Annotated in this window: 12 protein-coding genes and 1 tRNA gene; 8 read left to right on the top strand and 5 right to left on the bottom strand. The window is 69.8% G+C overall.

Going from position 1 to position 14,005, the window contains the following annotated elements; translation table 11 throughout:
- The first annotated feature begins 419 nt into the window (after window positions 1-419).
- Together OG905_RS28140 and OG905_RS28135 are read left to right on the top strand one after the other, a co-directional pair.
- On the top strand, window positions 420-1,616 hold the full coding sequence (locus tag OG905_RS28140) for an ice-binding family protein (protein ID WP_328678228.1): 1,197 nt from the start codon (window positions 420-422) through the stop codon (window positions 1,614-1,616).
- Window positions 1,617-1,688: 72 nt separating this feature from the next.
- On the top strand, window positions 1,689-1,847 hold the full coding sequence (locus OG905_RS28135; RefSeq protein WP_328678226.1) for an integrase: 159 nt from the start codon (window positions 1,689-1,691) through the stop codon (window positions 1,845-1,847).
- Between the two features lie 282 nt (window positions 1,848-2,129).
- Here OG905_RS28135 and OG905_RS28130 read toward each other — a convergent pair whose 3' ends face one another.
- Window positions 2,130-2,444: a DUF6221 family protein gene (locus OG905_RS28130; RefSeq protein ID WP_328678224.1), complete on the bottom strand. Its 315-nt coding sequence runs from the start codon at window positions 2,442-2,444 to the stop codon at window positions 2,130-2,132.
- A 150-nt stretch (window positions 2,445-2,594) separates the two neighbouring features.
- Here OG905_RS28130 and OG905_RS28125 point away from each other — a divergent pair, with 150 nt between their 5' ends.
- Window positions 2,595-3,473, top strand: coding sequence for a hypothetical protein (locus tag OG905_RS28125; protein ID WP_328678222.1), 879 nt, complete (start codon window positions 2,595-2,597; stop codon window positions 3,471-3,473).
- A gap of 79 nt (window positions 3,474-3,552) precedes the next feature.
- Window positions 3,553-5,658 (top strand): bifunctional polysaccharide deacetylase/glycosyltransferase family 2 protein, encoded by a 2,106-nt coding sequence (locus tag OG905_RS28120; RefSeq protein WP_328678221.1) that lies wholly within the window; start codon window positions 3,553-3,555, stop codon window positions 5,656-5,658.
- 156 nt (window positions 5,659-5,814) lie between these two features.
- Here OG905_RS28120 and OG905_RS28115 read toward each other — a convergent pair.
- Window positions 5,815-5,889: transfer RNA gene (locus OG905_RS28115), tRNA-Val, on the bottom strand.
- A gap of 190 nt (window positions 5,890-6,079) precedes the next feature.
- Here OG905_RS28115 and OG905_RS28110 point away from each other — a divergent pair.
- The 4 genes from OG905_RS28110 (at window position 6,080) to OG905_RS28095 (ending at window position 9,306) form a co-directional block, all read left to right on the top strand.
- The gene (locus OG905_RS28110; protein ID WP_328678220.1) at window positions 6,080-6,862 is read left to right on the top strand and encodes a DUF4097 family beta strand repeat-containing protein; all 783 of its coding nucleotides are present in this window, start codon (window positions 6,080-6,082) and stop codon (window positions 6,860-6,862) included.
- Window positions 6,863-6,933: 71 nt separating this feature from the next.
- Complete coding sequence (locus OG905_RS28105; protein ID WP_328678219.1) at window positions 6,934-8,307, top strand: hypothetical protein; 1,374 nt, start codon at window positions 6,934-6,936, stop codon at window positions 8,305-8,307.
- Window positions 8,308-8,472: 165 nt separating this feature from the next.
- A complete protein-coding gene (locus tag OG905_RS28100) occupies window positions 8,473-9,075 on the top strand; it encodes a DUF4383 domain-containing protein (RefSeq protein WP_328678216.1) in 603 nt (200 codons plus the stop codon).
- Between the two features lie 9 nt (window positions 9,076-9,084).
- Window positions 9,085-9,306, top strand: coding sequence for an FmdB family zinc ribbon protein (locus tag OG905_RS28095; protein WP_328678214.1), 222 nt, complete (start codon window positions 9,085-9,087; stop codon window positions 9,304-9,306).
- Between the two features lie 37 nt (window positions 9,307-9,343).
- On the opposite strand, the gene OG905_RS28090 is transcribed toward OG905_RS28095, so the two are convergent.
- From OG905_RS28090 to OG905_RS28080, 3 genes are read right to left on the bottom strand one after another with little or no spacing between them, the layout of a single operon-like run.
- Entirely contained in the window at window positions 9,344-10,162 is an 819-nt protein-coding gene (locus OG905_RS28090) for an HAD family hydrolase (RefSeq protein ID WP_328678213.1), read from the bottom strand.
- Window positions 10,159-12,723 carry a phosphoribosyltransferase gene (locus OG905_RS28085; protein WP_328678212.1) on the bottom strand — a complete coding sequence of 855 codons (2,565 nt, stop codon included), beginning with the start codon at window positions 12,721-12,723 and terminating at the stop codon, window positions 10,159-10,161. Before OG905_RS28085 ends, OG905_RS28090 begins: the two co-directional genes overlap by 4 nt.
- 1 nt (window position 12,724) lies before the next feature.
- The gene (locus tag OG905_RS28080; RefSeq protein ID WP_328682647.1) at window positions 12,725-13,888 is read right to left on the bottom strand and encodes an HpcH/HpaI aldolase/citrate lyase family protein; all 1,164 of its coding nucleotides are present in this window, start codon (window positions 13,886-13,888) and stop codon (window positions 12,725-12,727) included.
- Between the last annotated feature and the right edge of the window lie 117 nt (window positions 13,889-14,005).

Here is a 14,005-nt window from a genome sequence, read left to right as displayed (position 1 = left end):
ATTTGGCGTCACCAGCCGCCACGTCCGACCCGCGGCTCAGCTCCTGACGGGGCAGTCAGCGATGGCGACATGGACACCTCAAAACGTGGGATTCCGCAAGCTTCGCCGCGCACCAGCCCGCATGACACACCCACGCGTGTGGGGCTGACCAACGCCCACCGGCAAAACCACCCGTTTGCCTCCCAAGAAGCGCTGCTACCAGGTGATCTCATGGTGAGTGCTGAGCCGGACCGGGTCGCGTGCCTGGTCCATGTCCTTGCACCGAGGACGGCCGCATCCTCACCTGCCTTCGTGGATTTCCGTGGCCGTTCGTCCCCCATGTCGCCTTCGAACTGATCGGCGAATGCACCCTCGAAGCGCAACGCTGCGTTCGTACGCCTGGGTTCGCGACGACACCGAGTAAGCGGAAGGCAATGTGCATGGCAATCAATAGTGCCTGTACCACCGATTTCCGAAGGCCGCAGCGTCAACGACTGACGGCGACGATCGCGTTTGTTCTCGGGCTGGTCCTGCTCTGCTCGGCCGCACTCCTGGCGATGGCGACCAGCGCACGCGCGGCTACCGCACCGGGCCTGGGAACCGCCGACAGCTACGCGGTGCTGGGCGGCCAGACCGTTACCAACACCGGCCCAAGTGTCCTCCAAGGGGATCTGGGCGTCAGCCCGGGAAGCGCGATCGTGGGCTTCCCACCTGGAATCGTGAGCGGCGCGACCCACGCGGGCGACGCGGCCGCGGCCCAGGCGCAGCTCGACCTGACCACCGCGTACAACAACGCAGCGGGGCAGGCCCCGGACGCGAGCATTGCAGGAGACCTCGTAGGTCAGACCCTGCCCCCGGGCGTCTACAACGCCACGGGCCCGATCGGCCTCAGCGGGACGCTTACGCTCGACGCCCAGGGTGATCCCAACGCGGTCTTCATCTTCCAGCTCGCGTCCACGCTGATCACCAGTTCCGCCAGCACCGTCTCGCTCATCAACGGCGCTCAGCCGTGCAACGTCTTCTGGCAGACCGCCGAATCGGCCACCCTGGGGACAGGTTCGTTCTTCGAGGGCACGATCATGGCGCTGACCTCGATCACGGCGACCACCAGCGCCAGGATCGAGGGCCGGCTACTCGCGCGGAACGGCTCAGTGACGCTCGACTCCAACGTGATCACCAGGCCGAGCTGCATCGTCGGACCGTCAGGACCGCCCGGTCCTAGTGGACCCAGCGGCCCTGCCGGACCCAGTGGACCCGCCGGACCGAGCGGCCCTGCCGGACCGAGCGGCCCTGCCGGACCCAGTGGACCCGCCGGACCGAGCGGCCCTGCCGGACCGAGCGGCGCGCCCGGAGTACCCGGTCCGACTGGCCCCACCGGACCTACCGGCCCGCCCGGAACGACGGGCCGTCCCCACAACGGCCATCACCAACCGGGCGCGCCGCACGGCACCGGACCGCACGAGACGACGGGTCCCCACGCCACAAAGCGCCCCCATCATCTGGCGAACACCGGCTCGAACGACCTCTTCGCTCCATTGGCGAGCATCGGGGCAGCGCTGCTCATCGCGGGCGGCGTGACCTTGGTCGTCATCAGGAGGCGGGCGTCCGGCGCGCGATCAAACGGTTACGACGGGTAGCAAGGCAGCCCAAGGAACCAACCGGTAGTGGACATCACTGCTGTCCGCCCCCGTCCACGGATAAGTTCGCCCGTGGACGGGGGCGCTGTCGTCGAGATCCTCGGGCACAGCCAGATCGCCGTGACGATGAACATCTACACGCACGTCGTGCAGGACACGCAGCGCGAGGCAGTGAGCCACCTGGACCGGATGCTCAAGCGGCGGCCGGTCGTGAATGACAGCCCCGGTTGATGTCAGAAGTGGATGTCAAAGGCCCCCAGCCATGATCGGCTGGGGGCCTTTGTGCTGGCGGGCGCGGACGGTTTCGAACCGCCGACATCTGCTTTGTAAGCCTGGCACCGATCAACCATGGGGCGCCCCTGGTCATCCCACGTACGGCGACACCACGCCTCTGAGCGGACACTTGCACGGCCACACGCTCCGAGCGACCGTGAATGACCGCTCAATCTGGCACGGATCTGGCACGGAGCTCGGCTGCTCAGCGCCACTCGTGGTTGACGGCTGATCCCTGCCCTACCTTGTGCGCATCTGGTGCGGCCGCCACTGTTCGCGATAGTCCGGGTGACTGGCGTAGGGCAGGGCCACGTCCAGGATGTCGGGACATGGCCAGTCCTCGCCGTCGTAATGGCAGTCGCTGCGATTGTCCCAGGGCAATTCGGGATCGCCGATCGGTGGGCCGAGCGTGTGCCGCGCCAGAACACGGCGCTTGGCTTCTACGTCGCGAAGGACGCGGGCGGGATCGTGAAGCGCCACGTGCTGGGCGATCGTTGGGTGGAGTCTGGCAGAAGTCCACCGTGTCGCCGTAGGCGTTCCACTGTCCGCAGTCATCGCCGTCGCATCGACCCGCGAGCTCGGCCTACTGATAGGGCGATATAGGGCAGCTTTCCAGCCGTTTTGTCATGGAGGGGCTGGGGGGCTTTGAGCCGGTATCGTCCTCCGTTGCATCGCAGGTCCCCCGAGTCTCTATCCTCTGCGCCCATGTCCTGGCAGCCTCAACACGGCAACGGTGCGTACGGCGCAAGCGGCGCCAATGGCGTGTACCACGCGGAGCAAGCGAACCTCGCGGACGGCGCCAATGGCGTGTACGCCGGGAACGGCGCCTACCAGGACCGTGGCGACACCCAGGGCCTGCCGCTCGTGTCCCACCGGTACGGCGACAGCCCCCTGGCGTATGACGGATACGTGGATCCAGCGGCCGGGCAGGGGTGGCAGGAGTCGGCTGCGACCGGTCACGGGGTTGCGCCCGGCGATGCTTTCGGCCACCCCCGAGGCACGTACGCTGACGGTCACGATGCGTACGGTGGCGGCCACAACACCCACGAGGGGGGCTTCGGCCCCCATGAGACCGACCATGGGGCCTACGGCATAGAGCACGACCACATATATCGAGACGACGGATACGCCTACCGCACCGACGACGACCAGGACGACGCCGGGCACGCCGACGGCTCGGTCTTCGTCGATGCATCGGGCCGCCGCAGTCGGCTGATCCGCCGTGCGGCCCTCGCTGTCGCGGCGGTCTGTGTTGTCTTCATAGCCGTCGTGATCGCAGGATTCTTCAGTCCGGTGCCTTCCGGCGGCGTGCTGCCCTGGAGCGAGAAGCAGGAGGGCTCGACGAAGGCCACGGACCAGCCCGGCTCGACCGACCGGCTCACCGCCGGCCCTTCCGCCACGCCCGAGGAGTCAGCGGCCCCGAGCCCCTCGCCCTCGGTGAGCGCCACCAAGACCGGCGGCGAGACCACGGAACTGCCCACCAAGGCGCCCACGACCACGGCCGCCTCCACCACAAGCGCGCCGGGCCAGGGGAACTCCGGCGACCACCCCGGCGGCCAGGGATCGACCAAGGGGCCTAGGTGAGTCAGGCACAGCGCGACACCGGAACGAACCGCTCCACCGGCAGCAGCCGTTCCCGCACCAAACGCTCGGCACGACTGCGGTGACCCGCTCAACGCAGTCGGCGCCGCCTGCCAGAACCAACCGGCATGCCCTGCGGCGCGACCCTCGCGCCCACTGGCTGCTGCTACTGCTCACTCTCGCAGTCGCCGCCACCGCGCTGCTGTTCAGCGGTTACGGTCGGCACGAGATAACACCCACCGCCACCCCCGCACATCACTGCACCGCCGCCGCCCCCGCAGCGGTACGCACGGGCGGCCCCGTGCTCAGCGAGGCAGGCGGAAAGGCGCACAGCGCGCACCTGCCCGCCGGGAGGGTCGCCTTGACCTACGACGGCGGCCCCGATCCCACCTGGACTCCGCCACTTCTCGACGTCCTGAAGAAGCATCACGCCAAGGCGACGTTCTTCCTGTCGGGCACCCAGGTGGCCGCCCACCCGGACCTCGTGCGCAGGATCCACGGCGAGGGCCACGAGATCGGCTCGCACACCTACACCGACGCCAACCTCGCACAGGTCTCTGCGACCCGCGCGCGGCTCGAACTCGCCATCACCCAGAACACCCTCGCCGGCGCCGCCGACCTCGGCACCCGTCTGGTGAGGCTGCCGCACACCGGGGACATCGCGTCCATGTGCGCCGACCAGTGGGCGGCCGGGCGGCGCGCGATCGACGACGGCTACATCCTGGTCACCGCCGACGCCGCCGACCGGAGCACGAAGCGGGGTGCGATCCGCCAGTTCACCGGCTCGCAGGAGGCCGTCGACGCCACCGAGAAACTCTTGGCGTCCGCGCCGCACGGCGTGCGGTTCACGACGGTCGGAGCGGCGCTCCGGATGAACGGCGCCGACTACCCCGTCTCCGACGCCACCGAGGCGAAGGGCACATCCGTCCTGTGGGCGCAGACCCTGTCCCGCAGCTTCGCCGACTCCATGACCTGGTTGCTGGTGGCCGCGGGGGTGATCTCCCTGGGGCGCCTCGTGCTGCTGTTCACGGTCGCCCGCGTACACGTGCGCCGCACCCGCGGGAAAAGGCGCCGCGGCAAGCGGCTGCCACCGGTCAACGACCCGGTCACCGTGATCGTGCCCGCGTACAACGAGGAGGCAGGCATCGAGGCGACCCTGCGCTCGCTGCTCGCTTCCACGCACCCGTACATCCAGATCATCGTGGTCGACGACGGATCGAGCGACCGCACCTTCGAGATCGCCGAGTGGGTCAGGCAGGCGGATCCGCGCGTGATGGTGGTGCGCCAGCCCAACGCGGGCAAGGCGGCTGCTCTCAACACCGGTCTCGCCTGGGCACAGTTCGACATCGTGGTGATGATCGACGGTGACACGGTCTTCGAGCCGGAGGCGATCCGCAACCTGATCCAGCCGCTCGCCGACCCGCGCGTCGGCGCGGTCAGCGGCAACACGAAGGTCGGCAACCGGCAGGGCATACTCGGCCGTTGGCAGCACCTCGAGTACGTCGTCGGCTTCAACCTCGACCGCCGCATGTTCGACGTGCTCGAATGCATGCCGACCGTGCCGGGAGCCATCGGCGCCTTCCGTCGGCAGGCGCTCACGGGCGTCGGCGGGGTCAGCGAGGACACCCTTGCCGAGGACACCGATCTGACGATGGCGCTGTGCCGCATGGGCTGGCGGGTCGTGTACGAGGAGTCGGCGATCGCCTGGACGGAGGCGCCGTCCACCGTCCGACAGCTCTGGAAGCAGCGATACCGCTGGTGCTATGGCACCCTCCAAGCGATGTGGAAGCACCGCAGGTCGCTTTTCGAGAAGGGGTCGGCAGGCAAGTTCGGCCGCCGCGGACTGACCTATCTCGCCGTCTTTCAGACGCTGTTGCCGTTGCTCGCGCCGCTCGTCGACGTGTTCGCTGTGTACGGGCTGCTGTTCCACAGCGCCGCCCAAGCCGGGGCTGTGTGGCTCGGCTTCACGGCCGTGCAGGTGTTCAGCGCCCTCTACGCGCTCCGCCTCGACAAGGAGCAGTTCGAACCGCTGTGGACGCTGCCGCTGCAGATTTTCGTCTACCGGCAGCTGATGTACCTGGTGGTGGTGCAGTCGGTCGTTACGGCACTGCTGGGCAGCAGGCTGCGCTGGCACCGGATGCAGCGCACCGGTTCGGCGACGGACACGCTGCGGCGGCAGCCGGCGTGAGGTTGTACGGCCGGACACCTCCAGCACGCCGCACGAACGGCAGTTCGGCCGTCGACCGATGACGCCACGTACCGGCGTGCTCGCCCTGCCCTCGCCGTAGAGTGCTCGATCCCGGCCGGAAAAGGCCCCGACCATGATCGGTCGGGGCCTTTGCACTGGTGGGCGCGGACGGTTTCGAACCGCCGACATCTGCTTTGTAAGAGCAGCGCTCTACCCCTGAGCTACGCACCCGTGGATGAGGCAACAGCGTACATGGCAGATGGGGCCGCCCCGCAAACCCGTTCCCCGTGACCGGGCCGCTACTGGGGCTACCCCCACCCCGCACACGGTGGTCGCCCGGATCGTTCCAGACCCCTCCCCGCTCATACGGTGAGGGCACATCGGCGACACCGCCTGAACCAGACCTGGGGGAACGATCATCATGGACGCACTCCGCACCCGCCGTACCGGCCGTCGGGCGCTCGTCGTGCTCGGGGGCGCGACAGTCCTCGCCCTCTCGCTGACCGGGTGCGGGAGTGCCGATGCCGGGGAGGCGCCCGTCGAGAAGCGGGCGTTTCCGTTTGCCGGGAAGGCGCTCACCATCGACAGTGACGACTCCGACATCGAGCTGCAGCCCGCCGATGTGAAGGACGTGCAGGTGACCCGGCAGGTCGAGGGGTGGGTGTTCCTCGGGGACGGGCCCGAGGCCACCTGGAAGATGGAGGGAGGGAAGCTGACCCTCCGGGTGAAGTGCGATGCCGTCGCCAGTGACTGCGAGGCGCGGCACGTCGTGAAGGTGCCCCGCGGCGTCGCCGTGACCGTTGAGGATGACAACGGGAGCGTGACCGCCAGTGGATTCGACACCGCGCTGACGATCCGGTCCGACAACGGTTCCGTGACGGTACGGGACTCCAGCGGGCCGTTGCAGCTCGACAGCGACAACGGGGACGTCGTCACCGAGCACGTCAAGGCCAGGAACGTGAGTGCCGACACGGAGAACGGGGACGTGCGGCTCGGGCTCCTTGCCGTGCCCGAGAGGGTCGAGACCGTCAGTGACAACGGGTCGGTCCTCATCGAGCTGCCGCGCGCGGGGGCTCCGTACGCCGTGACGGCCAAGAGCGACAACGGCGACGTGGACGTCGACGTGCCGAACGACAGCAGCAGCTCACATGTCGTGAAGGCGCGCAGCGACAACGGCAAAGTCACCGTGCGAAGCGCGAACTAACGGGCCCGTGTGTTCGTCCTTACCTGGTGGGAGAATGAACCGGGCAGGGCGAATCAGCACGGGAGAGGGATGTGACGGCGACACACGCGCGGCCGCACGCCAGAGCGCAGGCGCGAGCGAGTGCCGTCCGGGACGTCCTCGCGCTTGTGCTGCTGCCCCTGCCGTTGATCGCCGTGGCGCTGCCGGGCACGTTCGCCAGCGGGGGGACGCGGCGCTGGTTCGGCGGGCGGAGTGAGAGCCATCGGGCCGACGCGCAGGCCGCGAAGGATGCCGCGGCCGCCGCCTTCTACGAGCTGGACACCGCCCAGCGCGATCTGCGGATCTCGATCGAGACGATCAGCGCCGTCGACAGTTCGCCGGGGGCCCGCCGGGCCGTGGACGACTTCGCCGCGCTGGGGCAGCGCATCGACGAGGCGAGCGATCGGTACATCACCGCCGTCGACGCGCACGATCTCGACCGGGACGATCTGGAAGCCTCGGTCGCCACGCGGGCGCGCGGGGAGCTGGACCGGGCCAAGGACGAGCTCGTACGGGTCAAGGGCGATCTCGACCGGTTCGGTCAGGGGCTCGGTCCGCTGCTCGACAAGGCGGAGACACAGCTCGCCCGGCTCGCGCCCGCCGTCGAGCGGGCAAGACAGGCGCTCCTTTCCGCGAGCAATGCTCTCGATTCGGTGCGGAGCTCCGGACTGCGAGCAGATCATCTCGCAGCCCGACTCGCGGCCCTCGCCCCCGAGCTGACCATGCTCAATCAGGGCGCCGGCCGGCACGGCGTCGCCGAGACCCTCCAGCGCGCCGACCAGGTCCTGCGCGACGCCGAAGCCGTACGGGCCGAGGCCGAGCGGCTGCCCGAGCGCGCCGCCGAGACCGACAAACGCCTCGTCTCCCTCCGTACGCGCGCCCAGGCCCTCACCAACCGCGCCGGATCCGTCGAGCCCGTCCTCAGCGAGCTCCGGCGGCGCTTCTCCGCCGCCTGCTGGCAGGATCTGCAGCCCGTCCCCGAACAGGCGGCGGTCAGCGTCCGCCAGGCCGAGGAGAAACTCACGGAGGCGGCGAAGGCGCGCGACGAGCAGCGGTGGACGGATGCGACGGCCCTGCTCAGTACGGTACGGGCGCTGCTGAACACCACCGACGAAGCCGTATCGGCCGCCGGCGACCGGCTGCAGCGGCTCAACGCCGTGGCCAAGGACCCGCAGCAGGAGATCGAGCGCACCCGCTTCGCCATCCGGGACGCGCAGCGTCTCGCCATGGCCGGGCGCAACACCCCCGATCCCCGGCACGCACGGCCGCTGGACGACGCCGTGGGGCGGCTGGAGCGGGCCGTCGCGGGGCTCGAGAGCCGCCACCCCGACTACTGGCACTTTCTGATGGAGACCGAGGCGGTACGGAACACGGCCGCGCGCGTGGTCGAACAGATCCGCGACGAGCGCGGCGCGGGCCACGCCTGAGCGACGTCCGCCGGCCGCCCCGGCTCCGGCCCCTGTCGGCCCGGCCCCCCGGCCGACCAGCCCCGACCTGCGCCGAGCGGCCCGGACAACCCTTTCGCCCCACCGATTGAACGCTGTCGCACTCGGGCGGATCCTAGGAGTACGTACGTCCAAAGGAGGCCGGACATGGCCGCACACGTACCTCTCCCCAAAACCAGCCGGAACGCGCCCCTGCTCGACGAACACCTCCCCGTCGACCACCGGCTCAACCAGGTCTACCGCGTGGGCGCCGGGCTGATGGGGCTCGTGCTGCTCGCCTTCGGGATTCTCGGGCTCATCGACGAAGTCGGCTTCTTCGACACCGGCGGCGACACGGTCGCGGGCCTCAACACCAACGGCGCGCTCAGCGTGCTGTCCATCTGCATCGGCTTGCTGCTCTTCGTCGGCATGGTCATCGGCGGGAACTTCGCCTCGACCCTCAACATGGTCCTCGGCATCGCCTTCATCCTCAGCGGCTTCATCAACCTCGCGCTGATCGACACGACCTTCAACCCCCTGGCCTTCGAGATCCAGAACGTCCTGTTCAGCTTCGTGGTCGGCGTGCTGCTGATGTTCTTCGGGATGTACGGCAGGGTCAGTTCGACGCTGCCGCACGACAACCCGTACTGGAAGGCCCGCCACCCCGACCGCGCGGCCCCGGCCCAGGCCCCGGCCCAGGCCCAGGAACAGCCCGCCCGCCCGGCCGAACCAGGACCGGGCCCGACGCTGGACAAGGGGCAGGGCAGCTAGCCTGAGGCCATGCCTCGTTACGAATACCGCTGCCGCAGCTGCGGCGACACCTTTGAAGTGAACCGGCCGATGGCCCAGTCCTCCGACCCGGCGAACTGCCCCGCCGGACACGAGGACACCGTCAAGCTGCTGTCGGCGGTCGCCGTCGGTGGTACGAAGTCCGCGCCCGCGCCCGGCGGCGGAAACAGCGGCGGCGGCGGGGGCTGCTGCGGGGGCGGCTGCTGCGGCTGACCGCCTCCGGTCACCCCGTGCGGCCACCCCCGCGCGCTCAGGCAGTCGCGGCGCGGCCGAAGCGGCGCAGGATCTCCTCGCCCGCCGCGACCCCCGTCTCGGACAGCACCTCGACGTTCGGGGCGTCCCAGCCGCTGTCGGCGAGCTCGCCGTGGCCCGGGCGCCAGGCGCGGTCCGCGGCGAGCAGCAGATCCGCGTCGAGGAGGGAGTCCCCGGCCGCGAGGATCTGCTCCGCGCCGCTGCGCCGGGCCACTTCGCGCACCGCCGCGCTCTTGGTGAGCGGCTGCGGCACCGCGTAGATCTTGCGGCCCTGGAGCGAGACGGTCCAGCCGCGGCCTTCGGCCCACTCGGAGAGCTCCTTCACCCAGCCCTCGGGCAGCAGGGTGCGCTCGACGACGAGATACGCGAACAGGTCTTCCGCGACCCGCTCCTTGAGCAGCCAGGCGGGGTCGGCCGCCGCCAGGAGATGGTCGCGGACCTCGGCGAGCGAGGCGCACTCGTGGGCGAGCCGGGCGGCGACCTGCCGCTGCCAGCCGGTGTCCGAGACGCCGTCGACGAGCAGATGTCCACCATTCGCGCAGATCGCGAACTCGGGGGCGGGGCCCGGGAGATGGATGCGCTGGTACTGCTCGCGGGTACGGGTGGTGGTAGGTACGAAGACGGCTCTACGCGCCAGCTTGTCGAGCAGCCCGGCAGCGGTCTCCGTGATGTACGACAGCGGCTTGCTCCCGTACACCTCGACACAGAGCAGGCGGGGCGCGTCCGCGTCCGGCATGCGCAGATCGAGCGCGGCGTTGGAGTAGATGAGGGTGCGGTCGAGATCGCTCGCGATCAGGGAGGTCCCGGGCGTGCTCACAGCGCCGACACCGCCTTGCCGTCCGCGCCCGTCGCGCCGCGGGTGTACTGGGGGTGGATCAACCCGACGCAGGTGTACGGGAGTTCGTCGACCTCCTCGACCGGTACGCCGCGCTGCTCGGCGAGCAGCCGGACATGGTCGAGGTCGGCGCCCGCGCCGCGCTTGGCGAGGATCTTCCAGGGGACGCGGCGCAGCAGTACGCGGGTGGCCTCGCCGACGCCCGGCTTGACGAGGTTCACGTCGTGGATGCCGTACTCCTCGCTGATCCGCTCGACGGCGGCCCAGCCCTCCCAGGTAGGTGCGCGGTCCGCCGCGAGCAGTTCCTTGACCTCGGCGTCGACGGCGGTCGCGACCTCGTCGAAGCGGGCGGCGACGGTGTCCAGGAAGTGTTCCGAGACATCGCTGCCGGCGAGTTCGCGGTAGAACTTCGCGCCGTGGAAGTCGTTGGGGCCGACCAGGTCGGCGCGCAGCACCGTACGCGATATCAGGCCGGAGACGGTGGAGTTGAGGCAGGCGGAGGGGATGAGGAAGTCCTCGCGGGTGCCGTAGGTGCGGACACAGCCGCCGGGGTCGGCGAGCACCGCGATCTCGGGGTTGAACCCCTCGAACTCCTCCAGCGCATCGGCCAGTTCGCGGGTGATCGCGCCCTTGCCTGTCCAGCCGTCGACGAACACGACGTCGGCCGGGTCGTGGTGCTGCTGCAGCCAGCGAAGGGCGTTGGCGTCGATGCCGCGGCCGCGGACGATGGAGACGGCGTAGTGCGGCAGGTCCAGGCCGTGCCGGTGCTGCGCCCAGCGGCGCATCAGCACGCCGACGGGGGTGCCGGCGCGGGCCAGCGACACGAGCACGGGGCGCGGGGACCGCTCGGCGATGACGGTCTCGGTGACGGTGCCGACGGCGCGGGCGATACGGGCCGCCGATATCTCCAGAGCGGACTTGAACAGCTCCTGGTACTGGGTGCTGGGCTGGTACTCGACGGGAAGCGACTCGGCGTAGTGCGCGCCACCGCTCTGTATGGCCTCTTCGCGCTCCTCGGTCGGGGCCTCAAGATCGACCTCGGACAGATCCTGGAGCAGCCAGCCGACCTCGTCCGGGGCGTAGGAGGAGAAGGCGGGGCCGCGGAGGGGCTCGGGCAGCATGGACGCCCTTTCGGGTGCTTCGGGTACTTCGGCAGCTTCAGTTGCTTCGAGTGCATCGGGTGCTTGGGGTACGTAGCTCGGTACGACGGCCACGACGACGTGCGGGACGTGCGCGGCGAGCTGGGCCAACAAGCCGTCGGGTGCGTGCAGTTGGGGCGTGTCGGCGGCCGAGTCCACAACAGCGACGACGGCGTCGAAACCGGCGCCGGCGACGTTGTAGGCGTACCGCTCACCGGGGCCGTCGGCGGGGTCGTCGTGCGCCGGGAACACGAGCCGGGTGCGTATGGCGTAGCCGGGGTCGTCGACGGCGAGGACGGGTGAGCGGGTTGTGGTGGAGGAGCGGACATCGGCGTCGAGGGCCTGCTCAAGGGCGGTGCCGAGGCGCAGCGGGGCGTACATCAACTCCTCGAAGCCGAGGACGAGTACACGGGAGGCGTGGCCTACGGCCTCGGCTATTCGCTCGGCCATGCCGGGCAGGGCCGCTTCGAACGCGGCGCGGTGCGCGGGAGTGAACCCGTGCCGCCCACCATCGGGAACGCCGCTCGGCCAGCCGAGCTCCACCCGGGCGTGGGCGGGGGACCCGGTCCCGGCGGGCATGCCGGACCCGGTCCCGGCGGAGGCAGCCTCGCCGGAGGCGACCACGCCGGACGCGACCGGCGTCCCGGACTCCGCGCCGCCGGACGCGGTCCGCGTCGCGATCGCCTCCTGTTCCGCGACCAGCGCCTGGCCCTTCTCCAGCACTCCCTCCGGGAGCCGGACCGTCCCCGAGGCCAATGCCACCAGGTCGACCCTGGCGCCGATCTCCTCGGCGAAGCGCTCGAAGCGCTCGCGGTCCGCCTCCGAGCGCATGTCGACCAGCGCCACGATCACGTACCGCTCCCGCGGATACCGCTCGTGCAGATCCCGGATCGTGTTCAGCACGGTGTTGCCCGTCGAGAACTCGTCGTCGACCAGGATCAGCGGTCCGTCACCGGCCAGCAGCGCCGGGTCCTCGGGCAGCAGCAGATGCGAGGTCGCGTGCGAGTGGGACTCCTCGAAGCCGCCCGCCTGCTCGACCCCGTCGACCGGCCGGCGCGTGGAGTGCAGATACGGCGCGAGCGCCACCCCGTCCGCCACCGAGTGGCCAAGCCCCGTCGCCGTCTCCGCGTAGCCGAGGACGACCGCGCGGGCCGCCTCCTCGTCGCCGAGCAGCTTGCGGACCTGCTCACCGAGCCCGTACCCCGCGTCGTACACCACCGACGGCGACTGCGGCACATGCTTGCCCAGCACGTTCGACACGAGCAGATGGGCCCGCTTGGGATTGCGCCGCAGGGCCAGTCCCAGCAGAGCGCTCAGCTCGGCGTCTCCGACAAGCCCGACGCCCAGCCGTTCGGCGACCCATGCACCCGACCACACCACGCTTACAGTCTCTTCCCTCTTCATGTCAGCCGGAGAGTCCGGCCGTGAGCAGCTCAACGAAGCCGACCTCTTCCCTGGCCACCCCGAAGACCTCCGCGCGCAGCAGCGTGCGCTCGGCCCAGGCCCGGTGGGGCTTCACTTCGTTCATCTTGTTCGTGTACGCGGAACGCATCACGCCTCCGCCGCCCCGCTCCGGCCGCAGGATGTCCTGCGCGTCGCTGAACTCTTCGTGACTGACGACGGACAGCGCGTGCACGGGCAGGACGTGCGAGGGGTGGATGCAGGTCTTACCCTGCAGGCCGTTGGCCCGGTCCAGTTCGATCTCGCGGAGCAGACCGTCCAGGTCGTGCTCGATCAGCGCGGTGCGCAACTCCTCGGCCCGGCCCTCCATGAAGGGGCTACGGCGCAGCTGGGGCTTGAACATGCGCTCCTGGAGCCGGAAGTACTCCCATACGGGTCCGGTCACCGTGAAGCCGGTGCCGTCCGCCCGCCCCAGGACATTGACCACGTCGGCGATGACCGCGGCGACGATCTGGACGTCGTACGCCGTCATGTCGGGCGATCTGCGCAGCCCGTACGCCGAGCAGAAGTCGGTGACGCCGAGCCGCAGCGCCAGGACCCGCTCGCGGTATTTGTCGACGGTGGTCGCGATGCCGGTGAGGGTGTCGGTGCGGGTTTCGAGGTGGAGAAGTTCCGGGGATTCCAGGACGGGCATCGCGAAAAGCCGCTGTCCGCTCGCGGTCTCCGCGTCGGCGAGGGCTTCCAGGAAGGGAACACCCCGCTCTTCGGTGAATTTGGGAAGTACAAAACCGGACAGTCGTCGGACCGAGGGGCCGAGCCGTTCCACGAGATCCGGGATCTGCCCGGGTTCGCGGACCCGGATGAACAGCAGCGGCAGCTCTTCACCGCGCGCATCGAGGTCGGCGAACTGCCGGACCAGGTTCTCCTCGGCCTCGGCGACTTCCGCGTCGTCGATGGAATCCTCCAGGCAGAGCACCATGGAGACGACTCCGCGAGCTGCCAGCTTGAGCACGTCATCGGCGAGCTGGGGCCGGGTCGCGGGGCTGTAGAGGGTTGCGCCCAGCGCGGCCGCGAGGGTGCGCGCGGGCGAGGCGGCGCTGAATTCGCATGGCTCTTGATGGAACAGACTGTCACGCACAGTAGGCGAAATTTGCCCAAAGTGACGCATATATTTCCCCCGTACTGCCTTGGCGGCCCAACTGGCGTGGCCGGTAATAGTACGTACGACCATGTGTCAAGAGTTCCCCAAGCCCATGAATTCCAGGTAACCCGCTTGCACCATGCC

It is taken from the genome of Streptomyces sp. NBC_00322, assembly GCF_036147535.1.
In the GTDB taxonomy this organism is placed as follows: Bacteria; Actinomycetota; Actinomycetes; order Streptomycetales; family Streptomycetaceae; genus Streptomyces.
The sequence above is the reverse complement of the archived record's forward strand: the minus strand, read 5'-3'. Positions and strand labels throughout refer to the sequence as shown.